The organism is Enterobacter cloacae complex sp. IR5441, from assembly GCF_049238215.1.
Lineage (GTDB): Bacteria > Pseudomonadota > Gammaproteobacteria > Enterobacterales > Enterobacteriaceae > Enterobacter > Enterobacter hormaechei_C.
The window spans coordinates 155,842-179,940 of the sequence record NZ_JBMKIA010000006.1 but is presented as its reverse complement, the minus strand read 5'-3'; the positions used below and the strand labels follow the sequence as shown (position 1 = coordinate 179,940).

Annotated in this window: 24 protein-coding genes; 17 read left to right on the top strand and 7 right to left on the bottom strand. The window is 55.9% G+C overall.

Annotated features, from left to right (window positions below; genetic code table 11):
- Window positions 1-1,161, bottom strand: coding sequence for a D-alanyl-D-alanine-carboxypeptidase/endopeptidase AmpH (gene ampH, locus ACOTX5_RS09925; RefSeq protein ID WP_003859164.1), 1,161 nt, complete (start codon window positions 1,159-1,161; stop codon window positions 1-3).
- A gap of 351 nt (window positions 1,162-1,512) precedes the next feature.
- Between ampH and sbmA the strand changes: the two genes are divergently transcribed.
- Both sbmA and ACOTX5_RS09915 read left to right on the top strand, forming a co-directional pair.
- Entirely contained in the window at window positions 1,513-2,733 is a 1,221-nt protein-coding gene (gene sbmA, locus ACOTX5_RS09920) for a peptide antibiotic transporter SbmA (protein ID WP_003859162.1), read from the top strand.
- A 12-nt stretch (window positions 2,734-2,745) separates the two neighbouring features.
- Window positions 2,746-3,843 carry a DUF1615 domain-containing protein gene (locus tag ACOTX5_RS09915; RefSeq protein ID WP_017383149.1) on the top strand — a complete coding sequence of 366 codons (1,098 nt, stop codon included), beginning with the start codon at window positions 2,746-2,748 and terminating at the stop codon, window positions 3,841-3,843.
- Here ACOTX5_RS09915 and ACOTX5_RS09910 read toward each other — a convergent pair whose 3' ends face one another.
- A complete protein-coding gene (locus ACOTX5_RS09910) occupies window positions 3,844-4,146 on the bottom strand; it encodes a DUF2755 family protein (protein WP_003859159.1) in 303 nt (100 codons plus the stop codon).
- Between the two features lie 248 nt (window positions 4,147-4,394).
- On the opposite strand from ACOTX5_RS09910, the gene ACOTX5_RS09905 reads away from it, so the two are divergent.
- Window positions 4,395-4,616: a DUF2754 domain-containing protein gene (locus ACOTX5_RS09905; protein ID WP_015571318.1), complete on the top strand. Its 222-nt coding sequence runs from the start codon at window positions 4,395-4,397 to the stop codon at window positions 4,614-4,616.
- Between the two features lie 3 nt (window positions 4,617-4,619).
- On the opposite strand, the gene ddlA is transcribed toward ACOTX5_RS09905, so the two are convergent.
- On the bottom strand, window positions 4,620-5,717 hold the full coding sequence (ddlA, locus tag ACOTX5_RS09900; RefSeq protein WP_045142032.1) for a D-alanine--D-alanine ligase: 1,098 nt from the start codon (window positions 5,715-5,717) through the stop codon (window positions 4,620-4,622).
- Between the two features lie 103 nt (window positions 5,718-5,820).
- Here ddlA and ACOTX5_RS09895 point away from each other — a divergent pair, with 103 nt between their 5' ends.
- The 5 genes from ACOTX5_RS09895 to adrA all read left to right on the top strand — a co-directional run bounded on the left by ACOTX5_RS09895 (window position 5,821) and on the right by adrA (window position 10,178).
- Complete coding sequence (locus ACOTX5_RS09895; RefSeq protein ID WP_045339415.1) at window positions 5,821-6,504, top strand: extensin family protein; 684 nt, start codon at window positions 5,821-5,823, stop codon at window positions 6,502-6,504.
- Window positions 6,505-6,673: 169 nt separating this feature from the next.
- Window positions 6,674-7,888, top strand: a complete 1,215-nt coding sequence (locus ACOTX5_RS09890; RefSeq protein WP_015571317.1) for a multidrug efflux MFS transporter — start codon at window positions 6,674-6,676, stop codon at window positions 7,886-7,888.
- A 208-nt stretch (window positions 7,889-8,096) separates the two neighbouring features.
- Complete coding sequence (gene iraP, locus ACOTX5_RS09885) at window positions 8,097-8,357, top strand: anti-adapter protein IraP (RefSeq protein ID WP_003859148.1); 261 nt, start codon at window positions 8,097-8,099, stop codon at window positions 8,355-8,357.
- Window positions 8,358-8,651: 294 nt separating this feature from the next.
- Window positions 8,652-8,972 (top strand): phosphate starvation-inducible protein PsiF, encoded by a 321-nt coding sequence (gene psiF, locus ACOTX5_RS09880; protein WP_015571316.1) that lies wholly within the window; start codon window positions 8,652-8,654, stop codon window positions 8,970-8,972.
- Between the two features lie 102 nt (window positions 8,973-9,074).
- Window positions 9,075-10,178 carry a diguanylate cyclase AdrA gene (gene adrA / locus ACOTX5_RS09875; protein ID WP_047727237.1) on the top strand — a complete coding sequence of 368 codons (1,104 nt, stop codon included), beginning with the start codon at window positions 9,075-9,077 and terminating at the stop codon, window positions 10,176-10,178.
- Between the two features lie 16 nt (window positions 10,179-10,194).
- Here the strand turns inward: adrA and proC are convergent, their stop codons facing one another.
- Entirely contained in the window at window positions 10,195-11,004 is an 810-nt protein-coding gene (proC, locus tag ACOTX5_RS09870) for a pyrroline-5-carboxylate reductase (protein WP_015571314.1), read from the bottom strand.
- A gap of 97 nt (window positions 11,005-11,101) precedes the next feature.
- Here proC and ACOTX5_RS09865 point away from each other — a divergent pair, with 97 nt between their 5' ends.
- From ACOTX5_RS09865 to ppnP, 5 genes are all read left to right on the top strand, one after another.
- Window positions 11,102-11,560, top strand: a complete 459-nt coding sequence (locus tag ACOTX5_RS09865) for a YaiI/YqxD family protein (RefSeq protein ID WP_003859141.1) — start codon at window positions 11,102-11,104, stop codon at window positions 11,558-11,560.
- A 144-nt stretch (window positions 11,561-11,704) separates the two neighbouring features.
- Complete coding sequence (gene aroL, locus ACOTX5_RS09860; protein ID WP_017383154.1) at window positions 11,705-12,229, top strand: shikimate kinase AroL; 525 nt, start codon at window positions 11,705-11,707, stop codon at window positions 12,227-12,229.
- A gap of 44 nt (window positions 12,230-12,273) precedes the next feature.
- A complete protein-coding gene (yaiA, locus tag ACOTX5_RS09855; RefSeq protein WP_003859135.1) occupies window positions 12,274-12,465 on the top strand; it encodes a protein YaiA in 192 nt (63 codons plus the stop codon).
- Window positions 12,466-12,701: 236 nt separating this feature from the next.
- A complete protein-coding gene (locus ACOTX5_RS09850) occupies window positions 12,702-13,379 on the top strand; it encodes an AroM family protein (protein ID WP_003859133.1) in 678 nt (225 codons plus the stop codon).
- A gap of 71 nt (window positions 13,380-13,450) precedes the next feature.
- On the top strand, window positions 13,451-13,738 hold the full coding sequence (gene ppnP, locus ACOTX5_RS09845; protein WP_003859131.1) for a pyrimidine/purine nucleoside phosphorylase: 288 nt from the start codon (window positions 13,451-13,453) through the stop codon (window positions 13,736-13,738).
- Window positions 13,739-13,785: 47 nt separating this feature from the next.
- Here ppnP and rdgC read toward each other — a convergent pair whose 3' ends face one another.
- A complete protein-coding gene (gene rdgC / locus ACOTX5_RS09840) occupies window positions 13,786-14,700 on the bottom strand; it encodes a recombination-associated protein RdgC (RefSeq protein WP_006809928.1) in 915 nt (304 codons plus the stop codon).
- Window positions 14,701-14,823: 123 nt separating this feature from the next.
- Between rdgC and mak the strand changes: the two genes are divergently transcribed.
- On the top strand, window positions 14,824-15,729 hold the full coding sequence (gene mak, locus ACOTX5_RS09835; RefSeq protein WP_045911121.1) for a fructokinase: 906 nt from the start codon (window positions 14,824-14,826) through the stop codon (window positions 15,727-15,729).
- Between the two features lie 83 nt (window positions 15,730-15,812).
- On the opposite strand, the gene sbcC is transcribed toward mak, so the two are convergent.
- Window positions 15,813-18,944, bottom strand: coding sequence for an exonuclease subunit SbcC (gene sbcC / locus ACOTX5_RS09830; protein ID WP_045911120.1), 3,132 nt, complete (start codon window positions 18,942-18,944; stop codon window positions 15,813-15,815).
- Entirely contained in the window at window positions 18,941-20,146 is a 1,206-nt protein-coding gene (gene sbcD / locus ACOTX5_RS09825) for an exonuclease subunit SbcD (protein WP_045911119.1), read from the bottom strand. Before sbcD ends, sbcC begins: the two co-directional genes overlap by 4 nt.
- A gap of 187 nt (window positions 20,147-20,333) precedes the next feature.
- Between sbcD and phoB the strand changes: the two genes are divergently transcribed.
- From phoB to brnQ, 3 genes are all read left to right on the top strand, one after another.
- Window positions 20,334-21,023: a phosphate response regulator transcription factor PhoB gene (phoB, locus tag ACOTX5_RS09820; RefSeq protein ID WP_003859122.1), complete on the top strand. Its 690-nt coding sequence runs from the start codon at window positions 20,334-20,336 to the stop codon at window positions 21,021-21,023.
- Between the two features lie 21 nt (window positions 21,024-21,044).
- Window positions 21,045-22,340 carry a phosphate regulon sensor histidine kinase PhoR gene (phoR, locus tag ACOTX5_RS09815; protein WP_017383159.1) on the top strand — a complete coding sequence of 432 codons (1,296 nt, stop codon included), beginning with the start codon at window positions 21,045-21,047 and terminating at the stop codon, window positions 22,338-22,340.
- Window positions 22,341-22,749: 409 nt separating this feature from the next.
- The gene (gene brnQ / locus ACOTX5_RS09810) at window positions 22,750-24,069 is read left to right on the top strand and encodes a branched-chain amino acid transporter carrier protein BrnQ (RefSeq protein WP_017694430.1); all 1,320 of its coding nucleotides are present in this window, start codon (window positions 22,750-22,752) and stop codon (window positions 24,067-24,069) included.
- Window positions 24,070-24,099 lie beyond the last annotated feature (30 nt).

The window sequence follows — 24,099 nt, the reverse complement described above, 5'->3', positions numbered from 1 at the left end:
TCAGTTAGAGGCCGTAAGCACCTGCGCTTTATTGGCGCTCAGCTCGGCCACCAGATTATTTACGCCATCACTCATATTCACGAAGCGTGTATTTGGCGACCGGGTGACCACCACAAAAGCGCCTACGTTTGATTGCGGAATCATCGCCATGTAGGTGATGAATCCGCCACCTCCACCGGTTTTTTGAATAATCCCAGGTCGGCCATCTTTTGGCGCCATATACACCCAGCCCATGCCGAGGGCATCGGCTTTACCTGGAACATCCATGCCAATGACGCGTCGTAGCTGAGCACGCTGGTAGATGAGCGTCTGCATTCGGTCGGCCTGATTGCTGCGCGCGTAAAAATCCGATGAGAGGAACTGCTGCATCCAGCGCATCATGTCGCCAGGCGTAGAGTAAACGCCACCGCTGCCAATGGCGGCCAGCGTGTTATTGCACGGGCTGGCCCCTTTTTCCGCCACCATCAGACGCTTGCACTGGTCCGGGGAAGGGGTGTAAGTGGTATCTTTCATCCCGAGCGGACGCGTGATCTGCTCTTCAAACAGTTGAGGGTAAGGCTTACCCGACGCCGTCGCTAAAGCGTCGGCCAGTAGATCAAACGCCAGGTTAGAATAGCCGGCCTGCGAGCCCGGGGCCGATTTCAGGGTTGCTGTGCTCAGGTAGTTCCAGCGTTGCTCGCGGGTTGGCCAGACAAAGACAGGGCGATGCGCAGCGCCACCGGGCTGTTCTCGCGGCAGGGCGCTGGTATGGGTCGCCAGATTCACCAGTCTGATCGGCGTTCCCTGATATGTCGGAACGCGAGCGCCGGGCGGTGCATATTTGCTGAGCGGATCGTCGAGTTTCACCACGCCCTGATCGAGCAGTTTCACCAGCATTTCGCTGGTCATCAGCTTGGTTATCGATGCGACACGGATAACGGAATCCAGCTGCGGACGAACGTTATTTCCCGGTCGTGTTTCACCGAAGCTGCGAAACACCCGCTGGTTACCGTCGATCACGACCAGCGCCATTCCCGTCGCACCGCTGCCGTAATAAATAAGGTTCGCGTAGCGATCGGCAATGTCAGAGGCCAGAACCGGGGCCGTCAGAGGCTGTGCTGCCTGGGCGGTGGACAGGCTCACCGCACACAGCGCGGCGATAGAGAGCAGACAACGTTTCAACGAAAAGCATCCATCAAGTGAATAAGGAAAGTTACGGGTAGTTATACTACTAATCGGCGTCGGGCAATGGCCCGATTTGCATAACGATAGCGAGAAAAACGTAACCGTGGGTAAATTTGAACAATTTACTTGCGGCGTGGCTCCCATTTTGTGACATCGACCGTATGATAGACGCTACGATCGCTGTTGCGAATGAAACGCACCGAAACAATTCCTGAAAACTGTGAAGCGAACTAATAATTCACCCGCAGGTCTCACTTTTTTGCCTGAGCCGGGAGGCTGGCACAGGCAAGGTTTCGTGTGGCGATATGTTGAACACAGCAACAGCCATAACAACAAGAAGGAAGCACAATGTTTAAGTCTTTTTTCCCAAAGCCGGGGCCCTTTTTCCTGTCGGCATTTATTTGGGCACTGCTGGCTGTCATTTTCTGGCAGGCCGGTGGCGGCGCGTGGCTGACCCGTCTTACGGGGGCAACGGGCGACATTCCCATTAGCGCAGCGCGCTTCTGGTCCATGAGCTATCTGCTTTTCTACGCTTATTACGTGCTCTGCGTAGGGCTTTTTGCCATGTTCTGGTTTGTCTATTCTCCTCACCGCTGGCAATACTGGTCGATTCTCGGCACGTCGTTAATCATCTTTGTCACCTGGTTCCTGGTGGAGGTGGGCGTAGCGGTAAACGCCTGGTATGCGCCGTTTTACGATCTGATCCAGACGGCGCTGAGTTCGCCGCATAAAGTGACCATTAACCAGTTCTACCATGAGGTGGGGATCTTCCTCGGCATCGCCCTCATCGCCGTGGTGATCGGCGTGATGAATAACTTTTTCGTCAGCCACTATGTGTTCCGCTGGCGTACCGCGATGAACGAACACTATATGGCGCACTGGCAGCACCTGCGGCATATCGAAGGTGCCGCACAGCGTGTGCAGGAAGACACCATGCGTTTTGCCTCTACTCTGGAAGATATGGGCGTGAGCTTTATCAACGCCATCATGACGCTGATCGCCTTCCTGCCGGTGCTGGTGACGCTCTCGTCGCACGTTCCGGAGCTGCCGATTGTCGGCCATCTGCCATACGGCCTTGTGATTGCTGCGATTGTCTGGTCGCTGATGGGAACGGGGCTGCTGGCGGTGGTGGGGATCAAGCTGCCGGGGCTGGAGTTTAAAAACCAGCGCGTGGAAGCGGCCTACCGTAAAGAACTGGTGTATGGCGAAGACGATGCCAACCGTGCGTCACCGCCTACCGTGCGTGAGCTGTTTGGCGCCGTACGTCGTAACTATTTCCGCCTCTATTTCCATTACATGTATTTCAATATCGCGCGCATTCTTTATCTTCAGGTTGATAACGTTTTCGGGTTGTTCCTGCTGTTCCCGTCCATCGTTGCGGGTACGATTACGCTCGGTCTGATGACCCAAATCACCAACGTCTTTGGTCAGGTTCGCGGTTCGTTCCAGTATCTGATCAGCTCCTGGACTACGCTGGTGGAGCTGATGTCCATCTACAAACGTTTACGCAGTTTCGAGCGTGAGCTGGACGATAAGGACGTGCAGGAAGTCACCCATACATTAGGTTAAAAAGGAATTGCTATGCCATTTGCCGTACCACGTGCATTACCGCTGACGTTACTCGCCGCTTTTGTGCTGGCGGGCTGTGCCGAAAAAGGGGCTGCCCCGCTCAAAGAAGGGGAGAAGCCCGTTGATGTGGCGAGCGTGGTGCGGCAAAAAATGCCCGCCAGCGTGAAGGATCGCAGTGAGTGGGCTGATGCGCTGGCAGCGACCTTCAAAAGCCAGAAGATCGCGCCTACCGAGGAGAATATCTGCTCGGTGCTCGCGGTGGCGCAGCAGGAATCGATGTATCAGTCAGATCCTGTAGTGCCTGGCCTGAACAAAATCGCCTGGAAGGAGATCGACCGCCGGGCCGAATCGATGCATATCCCGGTTTTCCTGGTGCATACCGCCCTTAAAATCACCTCGCCAAACGGTAAAAGCTACAGTGAACGGCTGGATACGGTGAAAACCGAGAAACAGCTTAGCGCCATTTTCGATGATTTCATCAATATGGTGCCGATGGGGCAGAAGCTGTTTGGCTCGCTAAATCCGGTGCATACCGGCGGTCCGATGCAGGTCAGTATCGCATTTGCGGAAAAGCATACCGACGGCTATCCGTGGGATATCGACGGTACGGTACGTCAGGAGGTCTTCTCCCTGCGCGGTGGGCTGTGGTTTGGGACGTATCACCTGCTGAATTATCCGGCCAACTACGATAAACCGCTGTATCGCTTTGCCGACTTTAACGCGGGCTGGTATGCCAGCCGAAATGCAGCCTTCCAGAATGCGGTAAGCCGCGCCAGCGGTGTGAAGCTCGCTTTGGACGGCGATCTCATTGCTTACGGCAGCAGTGAGGCCGGGACCACCGAACGTGCGGTGCGAAAACTCTCGACGAAGCTGGAGATGAGCAACAGCGACATTCGCCGACAGCTGGAGAAGGGCGACAGCCTGGCGTTTGAGAAAACGGATCTGTATAAGCAGGTCTTTGCGCTGGCCGAGAAGAAAAGTGGAAAGGCTTTACCCAGAGCCATTCTGCCAGGCATTCAGCTGGAAAGCCCGAAGATCACGCGTAACCTGACGACCGCCTGGTTCGCGAAACGCGTTGACGATCGTCGGGCACGCTGTATGGGACTGTAATCAGTGGCGGTTGCGCCAGCGCAGGACAAGGGCAATCACGCCCAGAACCATGCTGCCCGCGAGGAAGGGAATGAGTCCAAATACGGTGCTCACGCCTAAACCGATTTCAACGCGCGGGCGGCCTGTATCCTGCACCTGCATCAGATGCTCATACACGCCAGGGGCATGCACCAGCATATTCAGCAGTTGGGTTCCTGCCCAGAAACAAAACAGAACAAACAGGGCATAGGCAATATTCCCCGCTGTGGAGGTTTTTGGTTGTTTTCCGCCAAAAATCGGTTTCGACAATGTAAAGTCTGCCATAAGACCTCCCGATAATATCACTCTGTTTTAATACGCGTCGTACAGGGTGAGTGTGACAGGTCATAGCATTTGTCAATATCAGAATCGTGGGAAATTCGGCTCAGGATTTCTCCTGGATTGTCGATTTCTGCATCACGTCACAAATTGATAACATAAGTGAAACTGCGCTGCATTTCAGAATTTACGTATCCGCCACAGACGCCTTTATCAAACTGTGAGAGGATAGTTTTTTTTCTGCCGGAGTTGTCATGAAGCTCACTTCCAAATTACGCCGTGACTGGCATTACTACGCCTTTGCGATCGGGCTGATCTTTATTCTCAACGGTGTTGTCGGGCTGCTGGGATTTGAAGCGAAAGGCTGGCAAACCTATGCGGTTGGGCTGGTAACTTGGGTAATCAGTTTCTGGCTGGCGGGATTTATTATCCGCCGTCGTCCCGATGAGACGACGACGGCAGAGAAAGCTGACTAACCGTTAGTTAACGGAACTTTTCAGGGCGCTGTCAGCGGCGTGGCGCTCCAGCGCCAGTTCAATCAGGCGGGTGATCAGTTCCGGATAGCTTATCCCGCTGGCCTGCCACAGCTTCGGGTACATGCTGATATTGGTAAAGCCCGGCAGAGTGTTGATTTCGTTAATCACCACCTCGTTATCCGGCGTCAGAAACACGTCGACGCGCGCCATCCCACAGCATCCCAGCGCCTGATAGGCTTCAACGGCGATCGCCCGGATCTTGTCGTTAACGTCAGGATCGAGCGCGGCGGGAACCACAACCTGGGCACCTTTGTCGTCAATATATTTGGTGTCGTAGGAATAGAAGTCACTGTTCAGTACCACTTCACCACAGGTACTCGCCTGCGGGAAGTCGTTGCCCAGTACGGCGCACTCAATTTCACGACCGTTAATTCCCTGCTCAACCACCACCTTATGGTCAAATTCAAAGGCCAGACGAACGGCATCGTTAAACTGCGCTTCGCTGGTGACTTTGCTGACGCCGACGGACGAGCCCTGATTCGCCGGTTTCACAAACAGCGGCAGGCCGAGTTGCGCCTTGATCTGCGCGAAGCTGTGTTTATCGCGGTTGGCGCGAGTGAGCGTCACGAACGGCGCAATATTCAGACCGGCGTCGCGCAGGAGACGTTTTGTGACGTCTTTATCCATGCAGGCGGCAGAGCCCAGCACATCGGAACCGACAAACGGCAGGTTTGCCATCCGCAACATGCCTTGCAGAGAGCCGTCTTCGCCCAGCGTGCCGTGAACGATAGGGAACACTACGTCAATCTGTGCCAGCGCCTGCGCGTTCCCGGCATCGATAAGCTGTCCCTGTTCCACGCCTGGAACCGTTGCGACGCTGACATCAGAAGGATTAAGGGCAATGTGCGCCGGATCGTCAGCGTGTAACAGATACTGGCTGGCATCGTTAACATGCCACTGGCCCTGTTTATCAATGCCCAGCAGCACCACGTCAAAACGGCTTTTATCAATCGCATCAACGATATTTTTAGCCGATTGCAATGACACCTCGTGCTCTGCCGATTTTCCCCCAAAGACAATACCTACGCGCTGCTTTGCCATCTCACTCTCTTCCAGTCTGACGAAAAGCCCATAACATACCACGATGCCCGGCGGGTTTCGCGGCCTTCTGCCATAATGTTTTGGGGATGCTGAAGGGGGGCGCGTGAAAGGAAAAGGTCTGCTTATTCTTATTGTTATTGCCGGGATCGCCACGGTGGGCTACCGCTGGTTGCCGCCGTATTACAATCCTTTCGTGCCGCTTACGCTTGACGATCCGCCCGGAAAAATAACCCAGTTTAAACTTCGACGTTTAACACCGAAGGCATGCGAAAGCCTGTTAGCGCAGGCGAATCAACGCCAGCTTATCCGTACCCAGGCTGTCGCTGACAGCGCCGGGGAGTGTCCGCTGAGTAACGTGGTGCGCGTGCGCGATTTTGGCCCGGTCAGCCTGAACAGCAGCTTTCTGGCCAGTTGCCCGCTGGCGTTAAGTTCGGCGCTGTTTATCAGCCAGCAGGCCCGACCGCTCACTAAAACTTGGACGGGAAGCGAGCTTACCCGTATTGAACATCTGGGCAGCTTCGCCTGCCGTAATATCTACAGCCGCCCGGATGCGCGGCGCAGCGAACATGCCACGGCGGATGCGCTGGATATCAGCGCTTTCAGGCTGGCAAATGGACAGCGCGTTACCGTCCTGAACGGCTGGAAAGCGGAAAAGACGCAGCCCTGGCTACAGGCCCTGCTCTCGGCAAGCTGTGGCTATTACGGTAACGGTCTGGGGCCGGACTATAATGCCGCCCATGCCAACCATTTCCATCTGGGGATGCGCGGCTATGGATTATGTCGATGAAGCATAATCTTCCGCCAAAAATTGGATAAATTGTGACTTATTTCACAAATATGATGACTGGGAAGATAAAACACCAAAGTCTGCAAGGCCGCATCTCTGGCGCTATGTCATTGCGCGTAACTTGCTAATCTGTCGGCGAATTCGCCTAAAAATGAAGACTATTTCTGTTATGGAATCCTGGAAAGTTAACCTCATTTCAGTCTGGTTCGGCTGCTTCTTCACCGGACTGGCTATCAGCCAGATATTGCCCTTCCTGCCGCTGTATGTGTCGCAGCTGGGAGTGACTTCCCATGAAGCGCTCTCGATGTGGTCCGGCCTGACGTTCAGCGTGACGTTTCTGGTCTCCGCCATTGTGTCGCCGATGTGGGGCAGCCTGGCGGATCGCAAGGGGCGCAAGTTGATGCTGCTCCGCGCCTCGCTGGGGATGGCGATAGCCATTTTGCTCCAGGCCTTCGCCACCAACGTCTGGCAGCTGTTTATTCTGCGGGCGATAATGGGGCTGACCTCCGGTTACATTCCGAATGCCATGGCGCTGGTGGCCTCACAGGTACCGCGTGAGCGAAGCGGCTGGGCGCTCAGCACGCTTTCCACGGCCCAGATCAGCGGGGTCATTGGCGGCCCGCTGCTCGGCGGCTTCCTGGCGGACCATGTCGGGCTGCGTGCGGTCTTTATCATTACCGCGATCCTGCTAACGATCAGCTTTCTGGTCACCCTTTTTCTGATTAAAGAGGGCGGGCGGCCTGTTGTCAGTAAATCCGAACGCCTGAGCGGAAAAGCGGTTTTCGCCTCGCTGCCTTATCCTGGCCTGATGATTAGCCTCTTTGTGACGACGATGGTGATCCAGCTCTGTAACGGTTCGGTAGGGCCGATTCTGGCGCTGTTTATCAAGTCGATGGCGCCGGACAGCAGCAACATTGCTTTTCTGAGCGGGATGATTGCCGCGGTGCCGGGCGTGTCGGCGCTGATGTCTGCTCCGCGTCTGGGGAAACTGGGCGACAGGATCGGTACGGCACGTATTCTGATGGCAACGCTCATCATTGCGGTGATCCTTTTCTTTGCCATGTCATTCGTCACCACACCTCTTCAGCTCGGCATCCTGCGCTTCCTGCTTGGCTTCGCAGATGGCGCCATGCTGCCCGCTGTTCAGACGCTGCTGGTGAAATATTCCAGTGACCAGGTAACCGGCCGCATTTTTGGCTACAACCAGTCGTTCATGTATTTAGGCAACGTAGCAGGCCCGCTTATCGGCGCCTCGGTCTCGGCGATGGCGGGTTTCCGCTGGGTATTTGCCGCGACGGCGGTGGTGGTCCTGCTAAATATTATTCAACTGGCCTTTGCCTTGCGACGCCGCAGGCGAATCGCTGAGGCAAAGTCGGCCCGGTAAACACGATAATATATTATTTATTCTTATGAACGCCGCATTTTTATATAACGAAATGCGGCGCCTTTCTTTCAGGAAAACGTTTCGCTTTCGCGCTGAAATATCTTTTTTGGCAGCGATGTCACTTTTGCATAAGATAAAGCCAATCCATGCTTTTCATTATTCAGAGAGGGTGTTAATTTCAGGGGAAATCACATAAGGAAATAGCACCATGAAAAATCTCATTGCTGAGTTGTTGGTTAAGCTTGCCCAAAAGGAAGAAGAGTCGAAAGAGCTGGTTGCCCAGGTCGAGGCGCTGGAAATCGTTGTGACGGCGCTGCTGCGACAGATGGCAAAACCGGAGCAGGAGGCGTTGATCGACAACGTTGAAGGCGCGCTGGAAAAAGCGCGTCCTGATTCCCAGGTGCCTGCGGAAGATGCGGAGCTGCTTCAGCAATACGTAAAGAAGCTTTTAAGGCATCCTCGCAGCTAACCTGCCTGAGGTGAAATGACGTGTCACAGAATTGTCATGCAGGATGCCTGGCGTCGCTCTGTTTTTATTTTTACACATTTATGCAGGGAAAATTAAATTGAGACAGAGCACACCTTTCACCGCATAATTTCTGTTATTAATTACCGCCTCCCCCCCGGCGAAACCGGTTAATGAATATTGTGCCGATACAGGGCTGAAATAACCGCAGAGCCCGGCGAAAATCAGAGTCGCAGGGTGGTTTTTTCCCCGTAACGAGCCAGACTTAACGTGGAACTTCACATAAAGGATGGTGCAATGAAAACAACAATACTGGTTACCCTGCTCTCTGGCCTGTGTCTGATCGCCTCAGCACACGCGGAAGAGAAAACGTTAACGCCCCAGCAGCAGCGCATGACGACCTGTAACCAACAGGCGACATCGCAAAGCCTGAAAGGGGATGCCCGTAAAACGTACATGAGCGACTGCCTTAAAAATGGTGCGGCTAAACCCGGTGAAAAAAGCCTGACCCCACAGCAGCAAAAAATGCGTGAGTGCAACGCCCAGGCGACACAGCAGATGCTGAAAGGCGACGATCGCAGCAAGTTTATGAGCGCGTGCCTCAAAAAACAGGCGTAGTGCTAACGGGTGAGTCACGGCTGTGGCTCACCCAAAATTTCATACTTTCCCCGCTATCCCCCTCTCTATAATTTGGGAAAATGTTTCAGAATATTCCCAAAAATGATGAATGATGAGTTTTATGACAATCACGAGAACATTCGGGAAGCGTGGCACCAGCAGCTTTCTCAGGATGATTCATACCGTTCCGGTCTGCGATTTGCCCGGCGAATACGGCTGGCACGCATCGTTGGTCTGGCGGCGCTATTCGTTCCGCTTGCCAGCGTCCTGGTGAGCCAGTTTCTTTCCGGCGTCTGGTGGTTATTGCTGGTGGGCTGGGTCTTTGTCTGGCCCCATCTGGCCTGGCAGCTGGCTTTTCGTTCGGCTGAACCCCACAGCAGTGAAATTGTTAATCTGAAAATCGATGCCATTATTGCCGGTGTCTGGATGGGGCTAACAGGGTTCAATGCGCTACCAACAGCGGCGCTGATCGTGATGATCGGCATGAATATGATGGGATCGGGGGGATGTCGGTTATTTCTGACAGGACTGGCGCTGCTTGCTCTGTCTGCTCTGCTCACCGTGCAATCCACGGGTACTCCTGTGGTATTGACCTCTGAACCGCTGTCGTTGTGGCTGACGCTCCCCGTGCTGGTGGTCTATCCCATACTGTTTGCCTGGGTCAGCCACCGCACGGCGATCCGTCTGGCAGAGCATAAGCGTCGGCTTGAGCTGATGAGTACCCGCGACGGCATGACCGGCGTGTTCAATCGCCGTCACTGGGAAACGCTGCTGCGTAATGAATTTGAGGCCTGCCGTCGCAGCCATCGACAGGCGACGATACTGCTCATCGATATCGATCACTTCAAGACGATCAACGACACCTGGGGGCATGACGTGGGGGATGAAGCGATTGTCGCCATCACGCGCCAGCTTCAGCTGACCCTGCGCTCAGGCGATTATATTGGCCGTTTTGGCGGGGATGAGTTCGCGGTGATCATGTCCGGCACGCCTGCCGACAGCGCGATTGCAGCGATGTCGCGCGTCCACGAACGGCTGGTCAACATGCCGCTGCACGGAGCACCTATGGCGAGGTTGTGTATCAGCGTTGGGGTTGCCCCCTGGGGGGCGCAGTTCACCCACTATCGTGAATGGCTAAAGGCGGCGGACGTGGCCCTCTATAAAGCCAAAAATGCCGGACGGGGCCGCACCGAAGTGGCCGCCTGACGCCCGGCGTAGCGCATCAGGACTTACTGAGCTTCTCTGATTTTTCCATGCATTTTTCCATCGCCTCGATCACGGCGGAGCGGAACCCGCGATCTTCCAGCACGCGCACGGCTTCAATGGTTGTGCCCCCCGGTGAGCACACCATATCTTTCAGTTCGCCCGGATGTTTACCCGTTTCCAGCACCATTTTGGCCGAACCCATCACCGCCTGCGCTGCAAATTTGTAGGCCTGCGCGCGCGGCATTCCACCCAGTACGGCGGCATCGGCCATGGCTTCGATAAACATAAAGACATACGCCGGGGCAGAGCCGCTCACGCCGACTACCGGGTGGATCATCGGTTCGGCAATCACTTCCGCTTCGCCGAAGCAGCGGAAAATATTCAGTACATCCGCCACGTCTTCAGATGTGACCAGCGCGTTCGGGGTAACGGATGTCATACCGGCATTCACCAGCGACGGGGTGTTTGGCATGGCGCGAACAATCTTACGGTCGTGGCCCAGCGCGCGGGCGAGCTGATCGAGGGTCACGCCTGCGGCAATCGATACCACCAGGGTCTCTTTGTTAAGGCTGGAGGTGATCTCGCTCAGGACTTTAATCATGATATTCGGCTTAACGGCGCCAAAGACAATATCCGCCACCTGAGCCACGTCCTGTGCGCTTTCGGCAGCGTTGACACCATACTCATCACGCAGCGCCGCGACTTTATCCGGGGATGGGGTATAGACCCAAATCTGCCCCGGCAGCACCTGCCCGCTGGCAATCAGTCCGCCGAGGATAGCTTTGCCCATATTTCCGCAGCCGATAAACCCGATTTTCTTATCCATCACGTCTCTCCGTTATTATGCGTTGTTATCTCTCATTGATAGCTTAACAACGAAATGCAGGCGACAATAGTCACCAGAATCATAATGGGGAGAGACTATGGCGATTTGGGTTGATGCGGACGCGTGTCCGAATGTCATCAAAGAGATTTTATTTCGTGCTGCCGAGCGCGTGCAGATGCCGCTGACGCTGGTGGCGAACCAGAATATCCGCGTGCCGCCCTCCAGATACATCCGTTCTCTGCGCGTTCCGGCCGGGTTTGACGTGGCGGATAACGAGATAGTACGCCTGTGTGACGCAGGAGATCTGGTGATCACCGCGGATATCCCGCTGGCTGCCGATGTACTGGCGAAAGGGGCGGCGGCGCTGAACCCGCGCGGAGAACGCTATTCGCCGGCAACGATCCGCGAGAAGCTCACCATGCGTGATTTTATGGATACGCTTCGTTCCAGCGGCGTGCAAACCGGTGGGCCGGACAGCCTGTCGCAGCGCGATCGCCAGCAGTTTGCCGCCGAGCTGGATAAATGGCTGCTGGAAGTGAAGCGCCGCCCGGCGTAGCCCACCTCCGGGCGGTTTTGTGGTACAGTGTGGCTTCCACAGGCTTGTCATTCCGTACCGCTTTGCAGTAAAGTTAGCGCAACATCTACTGCAATCATTTCTTTACAGCCTTCAGTTATCCGGCAGCAAGGGGAACACCTGGTTATGAACCCACCCATCTTTTTAGTTGGCCCTCGCGGCTGTGGGAAAACCACCGTTGGTCTGGAGCTGGCGCGTCTGTGCCAGAGTCAGTTTGTCGATACTGACCATTGGCTCCAGGAGAATGCCGGTAAGACCATTGCCGATATCGTTGAGGATGAGGGTTGGGAGAGCTTTCGTGCGCGTGAAACAGCCACGCTGGAAGCGGTGACCGCGCCGTCAACCGTGATCGCGACCGGTGGGGGCATTATTCTGGCACCGTATAACCGCCAGTTTATGCGCGAAAAGGGTGTCGTGATCTACCTCTGTGCCCCGGTCTCTACGCTGGTGGGGCGGCTGGAGGCGTTTCCGGAAGAGGGACAGCGCCCGGCGCTGACCGCGAAACCGCTGAGTGAAGAGGTCAGCGACGTCCTCGCCGAACGCGATGCACTGTACCGCGAGGCGGCACACCACGTTGTGGATGCGTCAGCGTCACCCGAGAAAGTTGCGATTCAGATTATTACCGCCCTGCGTTTGGCTTGCGCCAGCTAACAGCCGTCTATACTCATAGCTCAGACATAAAAAAAGGATGAGCTATGCCAACCAGACCTCCCTATCCACGTGAAGCCCGCATCGTTACCGTTGAAAAAGGTAACGGCGATCAGACCGTAACCTGGTACCAGCTGCGTGCCGATCACCCTAAACCTGATTCGCTGATCAGCGAACATGAAACCGAACAGGAAGCGCTGGATGCGAAACGGCGCTATGAGGATCCTGAGAAGTCCTGACAGGAATCCGAATTCGTTACAACCGTGCCTGAATCACACTTTTAACATATCGCTGATGTTAAGCAGCAGTTAATATTTAGTTATTACAGGTGGATTCGGAAAGGCCAGTCGATCTTTACATTACGGTGTAGAGATCCCCTGCTACCCTTGGTGCTGTTTTGTTGAAAAAATGAACAGTGCAGCGTAGTGAGCCTGTACCTGTGTGGCAGTTGTGGTAGTAACGGAAGGCGATCAAAATGAAGGCGACGTTGGCGATCCTCACGATTGGTGTGGTGCCTGTAAGCGAAGTATTACCGCTCTTAACCGAGCATGTCTCTGAACAACAAATTACGCATCTCAGTCTGTTAGGGAAGCTGAGTCGGGAAGAGGTCATGGAAGACTACGCGGTCGGAGAGGGGGAAGATCCCCTGGCAACGTTACTCAGTGACGGTAAACTGGCGCATGTGTCGCGCCAGAAAATCGAACGCGCGCTACAGGGCGTGATCGAAGTGCTCGACAATCAGGACTATGACGTTATTTTGCTGATGAGCACAGCACCCGTTAAAGGGCTCAGCGCGCGTAATGCCATTCTGCTCGAACCGATGCGGATTATCCCCCCGCTGGTGGCCTCAATTGTTGATGGTCATCAGGTTGGGGTCATCGTTCCCGTTGAGGAACTGCTGGATAACCAGACGGTGAAGTGGGCCGCGCTGGAGCACACCCCGCTGTACGCGCTGGCAAACCCGTTCTGGGACAGCGAAGCGAAGCTGATTGCAGCCGGGCAGGAGTTGATCGACAGAGGGGCGGATGTCCTGATGCTCGACTGCCTGGGCTTCCATCAGCGGCATCGTGATTTACTGCAAAAGGCGCTGGATGTTCCGGTGCTGCTCTCTAACGTCCTGATGGCGCGCCTGGCGTCAGAATTACTGGTGTAATGATTTTGCGTGACAGGTCATGAGCATGGCCCCTATAGTGGATTTTTCTCTATAAATATAAGGGCCAGTTCATGCTTCAAAGTAACGAATACTTTTCCGGTAAAGTGAAATCCATTGGTTTTACCAGCAGCAGCACTGGCCGCGCCAGTGTCGGCGTAATGGCGGAAGGGGAATACACCTTTGGCACCGCAGAAGCGGAAGAGATGACGGTGGTCAGCGGCGCGCTGAACGTCCTGCTGCCAGGTGAAACGGAGTGGAAAGTCTATAGTGCCGGGCAGGTCTTCAACGTGCCGGGCCACAGCGAGTTCCATTTGCAGGTTGCAGAGCCAACCTCTTATCTGTGCCGCTATCTGAAATAAAAGCATGCCGGGTGGCGCATTCGCTTACCCGGCCTGCGTTTTGCCTGTCAGCGCTGCGCTTCGCCGCCGAGACCTTCCACCAGGTTCTGAATCAGCGCCGCCAGCTCGCCGGTCATCAGGATAAAGTCTGCGTCAAAGCGCTGAGCATAATCTTCGCGGTCGATATCTTCGTTCTGATCGCGCAGTTCATCGCAGAACTTAAGGCGCTTCACGGAGCCGTCATCACACATCACAAACTGAATGCGCTGCTGCCAGTCGAGTGCCAGTTTGGTCACCACTTTGCCCGCTTCAATGTGCACGGCGATTTCGTCGCTCACCAGATCCTGTTTCTTCGCGCGGATCACGCCGCCATCTTCCAGCAGCGCTTTCAGCTCTGCTTCATCAAGGATCTGGAAGCCCTGCGCGGCAGTCCCGCTGCGCACCCACTCGGTCAGGGTCAGCTCAATCGGCGTTTCCAGCGCCAGCGGTACCACCGGTAATGAGCCAAGGCTCTTACGCAGCAGCGCCAGCGTATCTTCCGCTTTTTTGGCGCTGGCGCAGTCCACCATGATCAGCCCGTTCACGGTGTCGATCCACATCATGGTCTGGCTAAAGCGGCTAAAAGCGCGCGGCAGCAGCGAGTGCAGCACTTCATCCTTAAGCGAATCTTTTTCGGTTTTTTTAAGCTTACGGCCCTGTTCAGCTTCCAGCTTGAAGATCTTCGCTTCGAGCGCCTGCTTAACCACGGGCGTCGGCAGGATCTTCTCTTCTTTACGGGCGCAAACGATGATTTGCCCCGTGCTGCTGGCGTGGGTCAGCGCATCGCTTTGAGAACCCATTGGCGGAACCCAGCCGGTTTTTGCCATATCCTGGCTACCGCAAGGGGTAAAGGAGTAAGCGGCTAACTGTTTTTCCATCTCTTCTGCACGCAGCGAAACGTCGCGGCTGAGACGGTAAACCATCAAATTTTTGAACCACAGCATGATAATTTCCACGGCCTTGTCGTTAAATCAGCGGGCATGATAACGAATTGTCGCATCGCTTGCATTGCTAATCGGGAAGCGGGCTTCTACTCTGTTGATAATCAAAATAATGAGGAGTGTCTTGTGCGTATTGGGATTGATTTGGGCGGCACCAAAACAGAAGTTATTGCGCTGAGCGAGCAGGGGGAGCAACTGTTTCGCCACCGTCTGCCTACGCCGCGCGATGATTATCACCAGACCATAGAGACGATTGCCCGCCTGGTCGATATGGCAGAGCAGGCAACGGGCGAGACGGGCACGGTCGGGATGGGGATCCCCGGCTCCATTTCGCCGTATACCGGCGTGGTGAAAAACGCCAACTCCACCTGGCTCAACGGTCAGCCGTTTGATAAAGACTTAAGCCAACGCCTGAACCGGGAGGTGCGTCTGGCGAATGATGCCAACTGCCTGGCGGTGTCTGAGGCCGTGGATGGCGCAGCGGCTGGCGCGCAGACCGTATTTGCGGTCATTATCGGCACCGGCTGCGGGGCGGGCGTGGCCTTCGGTGGGCGCTCGCATATTGGCAGCAACGGCACCGCGGGCGAGTGGGGACACAATCCGTTGCCGTGGATGGATGAAGATGAACTCAAATACCGCGCCGAAGTACCGTGCTACTGTGGCAAGCAGGGCTGTATTGAGACCTTTATTTCCGGCACGGGGTTTGCCACCGATTATCATCGTCTGAGCGGTCAGCCGCTGAAAGGTAACGAGATTATGCGTCTGGTTGAGGAGCAGGATCCGGTGGCTGAACTGGCGCTCAACCGCTACGAAATGCGGCTGGCTAAGTCACTGGCGCATGTGATCAATATTCTTGATCCCGACGTGATTGTACTGGGCGGAGGCATGAGCAACGTCGACCGGCTGTACGCCACGGTGCCAACGCTGGTGAAACAGTGGGTATTTGGCGGCGAGTGCGAAACGCCGATCCGCAAAGCCGTCCACGGAGATTCCAGCGGAGTGCGCGGCGCGGCGTGGCTCTGGCCGGAATAAACGCAAAACCGTTTTTGATGTTTGTGCCCTCTCCCCGTGGGAGAGGGCCAGGGTGAGGGCACCAGAGCGCATCATCCCCCCATTTACTGCACCGCAAACTCCCTGTCCAGTCTGCTATATCCCAGCCCGTTGATCTTCTTCACTTTGATCTGCACCGGAATGCGCTCTTTCATTGCCTCTACGTGGCTGATCACGCCAATGGTTTTCCCGGTGGCGTTCAGCGCGTCGAGCGCGTCCAGCGCGGTGTCCAGCGTTTCGCTGTCGAGCGTGCCGAATCCTTCATCCAGGAACAGCGAGTCAATGCGCGTTTTGTGACTGACCAGATCGGAAAGCGCTAAAGCCAGCGCCAGACTGACCAGGAAACTCTCCCCGCCGGAAAGGGTACGGGTATCGCGTACCGCATCGGCCTGCCAGGTATCGACCACTTCCAGCTCCAGCGCGTCGCTGGCTTTACGCTGAAGCAGATAGCGGCCATGCAGACGGTTGAGCTGCTGGTTGGCAAGCCACACCAGATTATCCAGCGTCAGCCCCTGGGCGAATTTACGGAATTTATCGCCGGTGCTGGAGCCTATCAGCGCATTGAGATAGCCCCAGTCGTCGGCCTGACGCGCCGCCTCCTCAATCTGCTGCATAAGCGCCTGCTGGTGCAGACGGTTATCGGCGTCCTGTTTGAGCTGCTGGCGGATCTCCCCCTGATGCGTGGTGTTGTCCCGAAGCTGTTGCGCCAGCTGGTGTAACTGCGCCTGAAGCGTTGCGGCATCTGTTTCCAGCCCCTCGGGGCGCTGTGCCTGATGCGCCTGAAGCTGCATGCTTGCCTGCACCGAAAGCGCCGTGGCCTGCTGGAGCTGGTTCTCCAGCGTCTGCTTTTGTTGTTCAAGCTGGCGGATCGACGTTTCATCCAGCAGGGCGGAGAGAAATGCTTCCCGATCGGCAAAGCAGCTCGCGGTCAGCGCGGCGTTGAACTGAGCCTGTGATTGCTGGAGCCGTTCACGCTCAAGCGTCTCCTGTTGCTGTAGGGTGGTGAGCTGACTTTGCAGCGACACGCATTCGTCGTGGATGCCGCGCCAGTTCTCAGGGATAACCGCGTCGGCTTCTGCATCATTGGTAACCGGCAGCGTCTCCAGAATGGGCATCAGGGCGTTAATACCTTCCTGAATCGTACCGTGCTGGGCCTGTTTTTCCTGCCACAGGGTATATTCGCTTTCGCGCGCGCTCAGCCAGGCGCTTTCAGCCCCTTCATCGGGTACGCTAAGCGACAGCGATTGTAACGAGGCCGCCAGCGCCTGACGCGTCGCCGTCAGCTGCTGCTGGTACTGGCGCGCCTGACCTTCCTGTTCATTGAGCTGGTTTTGCAGCGTCAGACGCTGGCTGAGCTGATACAGCTGGCGTTCATACTGTTCCTGTTCGCTCATCCAGGGGGCTATATCATCCTGAATATTCAGCGCTATGTTCAGGGAGGCGCAGACCTCCAGCCACTCCTTAGTAAGTGCTTGCTCTTCCTCAGAGAGAGCCTGTGCTTCCTCTGTCTCGCGCTGGATCTGTTGGGTCAGCGCATTCACCTGCCCGAGCACCAGCAATCCTTCCTCTTTTAGCGCAGCAACCTCTTTCTCCAGCGCGTCGCGGCGGCGCTGATTGTCAGTCAGTTCAAGCGCCTGATACTGCACAACTGCCGGATGTTCGCGTGAACCGCAGAGCGGGCAAGGCTTACCCGCTTCGAGCTGTGCACGATAGTTCTCAAGATCCTTGATTGTCGCCTCACGCTCACAGAGCGCTTTCAGGTCGGCATAGTGCTGATTTTTCTCTTTGAACTGCTGACGCCGCAGGATCAGCGTTTCATTCAGCTTAGCCTGCTCAGCCTGCGCTTTCTGCACGCTTTCCGCATTCTGGCGCAGCCGTTTTTGCAGCGGCTGAAAGCGAGCGTGAAGCGCTGTCAGACGCTGGCGGAGCGCCCGCGATTGTGCCTGTTGCTCCATTGCCGTCGCGAGATCCTCAGCAGTCAGCGTCAACGTACTTTCAGGCATCTCAGCCAGCTTCTGACGAAGCTCAGCCATGCGCGCTGACTGGGCAACAAGCTGATTTTTATCGCGACCCAGTTGCGTAAAATGCGCCCGCCAGCCGGCAATTTCCTGCCCCCACTGACGGAAACGATCGTGTTCGGTCAGCCACTGCGTCAGTACCGTATGCTCTGTCTGCAACTGTTCACGGTTGCGCAGTGCACCGTTGCGAATACGCGAGCGCTGCGCCGCTCTGTCGAGTAAGCGAGTATTTACTTCAACAATTCGCTCTGTTGTCTGCGCCAGGCGAGTGGTCTGCTCCTGCTGATACTCCCATAGCGGACGTAGCTGGGCGGCGGGCTGCGCCAGCTGGAGTTTCGCCAGTTGGGGCGCGGCGTCCGTCAGAGCCTGTTGCGCCTGCTGCTGCGAAGCGGCTGCACGCTGCTGCTCACGTATCAGTTCGTCGTTACGCGTAAGCCACTGAAAATCTTTCTGTTGGCTTTGCTGCTGTGCCAGCAGGACTTTTTCTTCGTCAGTAAGTGCCTGCAAACTTTGCTGCAAGTGCTGCTGCTGTTCCTCGCTCAGCAGCACAACCCCTGCGGCCTGCGCTTCGCACACCTCCAGCGCGTTACGTGCCGCTTTGTGTTTTTCAAAAACCATGGCGGAAATCTGGCCGTAAATTTCCGTGCCGGTCAGTTCTTCCAGCAGTTCAGCGCGATCGCTCGGTTTAGCATTCAGGAAGGCGGCAAACTGCCCCTGAGAGAGCAACATCGAGCGGGTAAAGCGACCATAGTCCAGCCCGGTAAGCGCGGCGGTTTGATCCAGCTTATCCGTGACTTTGTCGGCCAGAATTTTGCCATCTTCGCAGCGGGCCAGCTCAACGCGCGGTGCCTGTAAGTTCCCGTCCGGCTGGTTGCGGGCGCGGTTCTGGCTCCAGAAAGCGCGATAAGCAACGCCTTTGACCTCAAATTCCACTTCTGCCAGGCATTCGGCGGTATCGCGCGTCATCAGGTCGTTTTGCGCCTGAGAGACCTTATTAAGACGCGGCGTTTCGTGATAAAGCGCCAGGCAGATGGCATCCAGCAGCGTGGTTTTACCCGCGCCGGTTGCGCCTGTGATGGCAAACAGTCCGTTGCTGGCGAACGGCTCCGCGGTGAAATCAATTTTCCACTCACCCTTTAGCGAATTCAGATTTTTCAGGCGCAGGCTCAGAATTTTCATGCGTTTTCGTCCTCGTCATGGAGGGAATGCAGGGTCTGGGCAAACAGCTCGTTAAGCCTGGTGCGTCTGGCCTCGTCCACCTCTTCATGCGCAAGCCGCCGCGCGAACACCTCTTCAACCCGAAGTTCGCTAAGCGTTTCACGCTGGGCGTTGAGCAGTATTTTCTCGCGCTGCTCGCGGCTGCGGCGTACCAGCAGCACCTCCACGGGAAGGTCTTCCGTCAGCGTCTGTATTTTACGCTGCATATCGTACAGGTAGTCGTCGGTGGTGATTTCGATATCGAGCCAGACGGGGGGATTAAGCGCTGCGCCGCGCCACTGCTCAAGCTGAGCGGTAATGGCGGCCAGATCGCCTTTCAGCACCGCCAGCGGCTGGGTGACCGGCACCTCAAGCGTCTCAACGGCGCTAAGTTTGCCTCCGGTGAAGCTCACCAGATGCACGGATTTGGCTTTGCCCGTTTCGTCAAAACTGAGCGAAATGGGCGAGCCGCAGTAGCGGATATGCTCGCAGCCGCCGATGATCTGCGCCCGGTGAATATGCCCGAGGGCAATGTAGTCGGCGGGGGGGAAGTTTTGCGCCGGAAACGCGTCCAGCGTACCGATATAGATCTCGCGCACCGCATCACTCTTACTGGCTCCGACGGTGGTGAGGTGTCCGGTGGCAATGATCGGAATGGCCTGATCGCCGCGCAGGGCGCAGGCTTCCGAATGTTGCTGGTGATAATAGCGGGTGATGGCCTGCAACAGATGCTGCTGTTTTTCGCTGCCGGACAGACCTGCCTGGCTTTGCACGATATCGCGCGGGCGTAAAAACGGAATTGGGCACAGCACTGCGCCCGGCGTGCCGTCGCGTTTTTTCAGGATCTGCGGCGCGTGTCCGGCGCTGGCCACCACGGTGGTATTGAGGAATGCCAGAATATCGCGGGATTCATTCAGCGTCGCCACCGAGTCATGGTTTCCGGCGACAATCACAAGGTGACAACCGGTTTGCTGGAGGTTGACCACAAAACGGTTGTACAGCTCACGCGCATAGCTCGGCGGCGATCCGGTATCAAAAATGTCGCCCGCCACAATAATTGCGTCCACCTCGTGAGCCTGAGCCGTCTCCAGCAGCCAGTTCAGGAACGCTTCATGTTCCGCGGCGCGGCTTTTGCTGTAAAAATTTTGACCCAGGTGCCAGTCTGAGGTGTGAAGTATGCGCATAAAAGATCCGTGGCAATAATAAGAAAGCAGGATTATAAACGTTCGGGGAACGGAAAATAACCGCTGTAATAAAACAACAGTTTGCTATTTATAGTGGTAATGTTTTTCATAAATCTGTCATAAATCTGACGCATAATGACGCCGCATTACAGACTTGTAACTTAAATACGATAAGACAGGGCAAAGTATGGCGAGACGTATTCTGGTCGTAGAAGATGAAGCTCCGATCCGTGAAATGGTGTGCTTCGTGCTTGAACAAAATGGCTTCCAGCCGGTTGAAGCGGAAGATTATGACAGCGCGGTGAACCAGCTGAATGAACCCTGGCCCGATCTGATCCTGCTGGACTGGATGCTGCCTGGCGGTTCCGGATTGCAGTTTATCAAGCATATCAAACGCGAGGCGATGACCCGCGATATCCCGGTGGTAATGCTGACGGCGCGCGGCGAGGAAGAGGATCGCGTGCGCGGTCTGGAAACCGGCGCGGACGATTACATCACTAAACCGTTCTCCCCGAAAGAGCTGGTGGCGCGTATCAAAGCCGTGATGCGCCGTATTTCACCGATGGCGGTGGAAGAGGTGATTGAGATGCAGGGGCTGAGCCTGGATCCTACCTCACACCGGGTCATGACCGGTGAAAATCCCCTCGATATGGGACCGACCGAATTTAAACTCCTGCACTTCTTTATGACCCACCCGGAGCGCGTTTACAGCCGCGAACAGTTGCTGAATAACGTCTGGGGAACTAACGTCTATGTCGAAGACCGAACGGTTGACGTCCATATTCGCCGCCTGCGTAAAGCACTGGAACTGAGCGGCCACGATCGCATGGTACAGACGGTCCGCGGCACGGGTTATCGTTTCTCGACCCGTTTCTGAACAATGACAGGAGTGTGACGCGTGCTGGAACGTCTGTCATGGAAAAGGCTCGTCTTTGAACTGATCTTATGTTGTATTCCGGCCCTCATTCTGGGGGCTATCTTTGGCTATCTGCCGTGGTTTTTACTGGTGGCCGTGACGGGATTGCTCGTCTGGCATTTCTGGAATTTACTGCGTCTCTCCTGGTGGCTGTGGGTCGACAGAAGTATGACACCCCCGCCGGGAAGCGGGAGCTGGGAACCGCTACTCTACGGCCTGCACCAGATGCAGATGCGTAACAAAAAGCGCCGTCGTGAGCTGGGAAGCCTGATCAAACGCTTTCGTAGCGGTGCGGAGTCGCTGCCGGACGCGGTGATCCTGACGACAGAAGAAGGGACAATCTTCTGGTGTAATGGCCTCGCGCAACAGCTGCTGGGCCTGCGCTGGCCGGATGATAATGGTCAGAACATCCTGAACCTTCTGCGTTATCCCGAGTTCACGCTGTATCTGAAAAAGCGGGATTTTTCGCGCCCGCACAATCTGAAGCTCAATAACGGTCGCCATCTGGAAATCCGCGTGATGCCCTACAGCGATCGGCAGTGGCTGATGGTGGCGCGGGACGTTACCCAGATGCACCAGCTTGAGGGCGCGAGACGTAACTTCTTTGCCAACGTCAGCCACGAGCTGCGTACGCCCTTGACGGTGCTTCAGGGCTACCTGGAGATGATGCAGGAGCAAACGCTTGAGGGGGCGCCGCGTGAGAAAGCACTGCATACCATGCGGGAGCAGACGTTCCGCATGGAAGGGCTGGTCAAACAGCTGCTGACGCTTTCAAAGATTGAGGCTGCCCCGTCGCTGGCGCTAAACGACATCATTGATGTGCCGATGATGTTGCGGGTGGTGGAGCGCGAAGCCCAAACGCTGAGTCATAATCAGCACACCCTGAGTTTTGACGTTGATAACACGCTGAAAGTGCTCGGCAGTGAAGATGAGCTGCGAAGCGCTATCTCAAACCTGGTCTATAACGCCGTGAATCATACCCCGAAAGGGACGCATATCGCGGTGTGCTGGCAGCATACCCCGGCGGGCGCTGAGTTTAGCGTCGAGGACAACGGGCCGGGGATTGGGCCCGAGCACCTCCCGCGTCTCACCGAACGATTCTACCGGGTGGATAAGGCGCGCTCGCGGCAGACCGGCGGGAGCGGACTGGGACTGGCAATTGTGAAGCATGCCGTCAGCCACCACGAAAGCCGGCTCAATATCGAAAGCACCCTGGGTAAGGGCACGCGCTTTAGCTTCGTGATTCCGGAACGATTAATTGCCAAAAAAAGCGCCTGACGGCAGATGTGTCAGGCTACCTTTCCACGGGCCAGCGATTGCTGGCCCGTTTGCTTTGCAGTCAAGCGAAACGCGGATGAATATTATACGGCTGGTGCTTTTTTGTTCGCATGATTAGCCATGAGTTTTTCTTATACATGGCATATTATTTTGGTCTGAATTTTCATGCTGGCATATTGTTCTGGTTTTACGATCCCTTCTTGCCTTTAAACGTTATAAGCGTTTAAATTGCCCCCCATATACTGTCAGACCGACTGTATTTGCGTGGTAAATCGAAAAACTATTCTTCGCCACGCCAGGACGGGAGCATATCCCGCTGAAATTGAGCAAATTTTCCGCTGTATCGTCCCGTGAGGGATGGCGAAAATCTCAACGTATTCAACACCACATCCACAGGCAGTAAGGTTTTATGACCCATCACTTGAAATCGCGTGACATTATCGCGCTGGGCTTTATGACATTTGCGCTGTTCGTTGGCGCAGGTAACATCATTTTTCCTCCAATGGTTGGCTTACAGGCGGGTGAACACGTCTGGACGGCTGCGTTTGGCTTCCTGCTTACTGCCGTGGGCCTGCCGGTACTGACCGTTATCGCGCTGGCGAAAGTCGGTGGCGGTGTGGACAGCCTCAGCACCCCGATTGGCAAAGTGGCTGGCGTTCTGCTGGCAACCGTCTGCTATCTGGCCGTTGGCCCGCTGTTCGCGACCCCACGTACGGCGACCGTCTCCTTTGAAGTGGGTATCGCCCCGCTGACCGGTGACGGCGCGATGCCGCTGTTTATTTACAGCCTCATTTACTTCGCCATCGTGATTCTGGTTTCTCTCTATCCCGGCAAACTGCTGGATACCGTGGGTAACTTCCTGGCTCCGCTGAAAATTGTGGCGCTGATCGTGCTGGCGGTTGCGGCCATCGTCTGGCCTGCGGGGCCCATCAGCTCCGCGATGGACGCTTATCAGAACGCGGCGTTCTCAAACGGTTTCGTGAACGGCTATCTGACAATGGATACGCTCGGTGCGATGGTGTTTGGTATTGTTATCGTTAACGCCGCGCGTTCCCGCGGGGTGACCGAAGCGCGTCTGCTGACTCGCTACACCATCTGGGCTGGCCTGATGGCCGGTGTCGGCCTGACGCTGCTGTATCTGGCGCTGTTCCGTCTGGGCTCAGATAGCGCAACGCTGGTCGATCAGAACGCAAACGGCGCGGCGATCCTGCATGCTTACGTGCAGCATACCTTTGGTGGTGCAGGCAGCATGCTGCTGGCGGCGCTGATTTTCCTGGCCTGTCTGGTGACGGCGGTGGGTCTGACCTGCGCCTGCGCGGAGTTCTTCGCCCAGTATCTGCCGCTCTCTTACCGCACGCTGGTGTTTATCCTCGGCATCTTCTCCATGGCGGTGTCAAACCTCGGTCTGAGCCACCTGATTCAGGTGTCAATTCCGGTGCTGACGGCGATCTATCCGCCATGTATCGTGCTGGTGGTGCTGAGCTTCACCCGCCCGTGGTGGCATAACTCGACGCGAATTATTGCGCCGGCCATGTTTATCAGCCTGATTTTTGGTATCCTTGACGGGATCAAAGCATCAGCATTTGCAGAAATCCTGCCAGCCTGGACACAGCGTCTGCCGCTGTCCGAGCAGGGCCTGGCCTGGCTGATGCCTTCCGTTGTAGCGCTGGTTCTGGCGATTATCTGGGACCGTGCGGCAGGGCGTCAGGTGACATCCAACGCCCATTAATCAACGGCAACAAATTGTTTAACCACGGGG

Excerpts from the sequence above, each read along its gene's own strand:
- sbmA (WP_003859162.1), top strand. The coding sequence starts at position 1,513 with ATGTTTAAGTCTTTTTTCCCAAAGCCGGGGCCCTTTTTCCTGTCGGCA.
- ACOTX5_RS09915 (WP_017383149.1), top strand. The coding sequence starts at position 2,746 with ATGCCATTTGCCGTACCACGTGCATTACCGCTGACGTTACTCGCCGCT.
- ACOTX5_RS09910 (WP_003859159.1), bottom strand. The coding sequence starts at position 4,146 with ATGGCAGACTTTACATTGTCGAAACCGATTTTTGGCGGAAAACAACCA.
- ACOTX5_RS09905 (WP_015571318.1), top strand. The coding sequence starts at position 4,395 with ATGAAGCTCACTTCCAAATTACGCCGTGACTGGCATTACTACGCCTTT.
- ddlA (WP_045142032.1), bottom strand. The coding sequence starts at position 5,717 with ATGGCAAAGCAGCGCGTAGGTATTGTCTTTGGGGGAAAATCGGCAGAG.
- ACOTX5_RS09890 (WP_015571317.1), top strand. The coding sequence starts at position 6,674 with ATGGAATCCTGGAAAGTTAACCTCATTTCAGTCTGGTTCGGCTGCTTC.
- iraP (WP_003859148.1), top strand. The coding sequence starts at position 8,097 with ATGAAAAATCTCATTGCTGAGTTGTTGGTTAAGCTTGCCCAAAAGGAA.
- psiF (WP_015571316.1), top strand. The coding sequence starts at position 8,652 with ATGAAAACAACAATACTGGTTACCCTGCTCTCTGGCCTGTGTCTGATC.
- adrA (WP_047727237.1), top strand. The coding sequence starts at position 9,075 with ATGATGAATGATGAGTTTTATGACAATCACGAGAACATTCGGGAAGCG.
- proC (WP_015571314.1), bottom strand. The coding sequence starts at position 11,004 with ATGGATAAGAAAATCGGGTTTATCGGCTGCGGAAATATGGGCAAAGCT.
- ACOTX5_RS09865 (WP_003859141.1), top strand. The coding sequence starts at position 11,102 with ATGGCGATTTGGGTTGATGCGGACGCGTGTCCGAATGTCATCAAAGAG.
- aroL (WP_017383154.1), top strand. The coding sequence starts at position 11,705 with ATGAACCCACCCATCTTTTTAGTTGGCCCTCGCGGCTGTGGGAAAACC.
- yaiA (WP_003859135.1), top strand. The coding sequence starts at position 12,274 with ATGCCAACCAGACCTCCCTATCCACGTGAAGCCCGCATCGTTACCGTT.
- ACOTX5_RS09850 (WP_003859133.1), top strand. The coding sequence starts at position 12,702 with ATGAAGGCGACGTTGGCGATCCTCACGATTGGTGTGGTGCCTGTAAGC.
- ppnP (WP_003859131.1), top strand. The coding sequence starts at position 13,451 with ATGCTTCAAAGTAACGAATACTTTTCCGGTAAAGTGAAATCCATTGGT.
- rdgC (WP_006809928.1), bottom strand. The coding sequence starts at position 14,700 with ATGCTGTGGTTCAAAAATTTGATGGTTTACCGTCTCAGCCGCGACGTT.
- sbcC (WP_045911120.1), bottom strand. The coding sequence starts at position 18,944 with ATGAAAATTCTGAGCCTGCGCCTGAAAAATCTGAATTCGCTAAAGGGT.
- sbcD (WP_045911119.1), bottom strand. The coding sequence starts at position 20,146 with ATGCGCATACTTCACACCTCAGACTGGCACCTGGGTCAAAATTTTTAC.
- phoB (WP_003859122.1), top strand. The coding sequence starts at position 20,334 with ATGGCGAGACGTATTCTGGTCGTAGAAGATGAAGCTCCGATCCGTGAA.
- brnQ (WP_017694430.1), top strand. The coding sequence starts at position 22,750 with ATGACCCATCACTTGAAATCGCGTGACATTATCGCGCTGGGCTTTATG.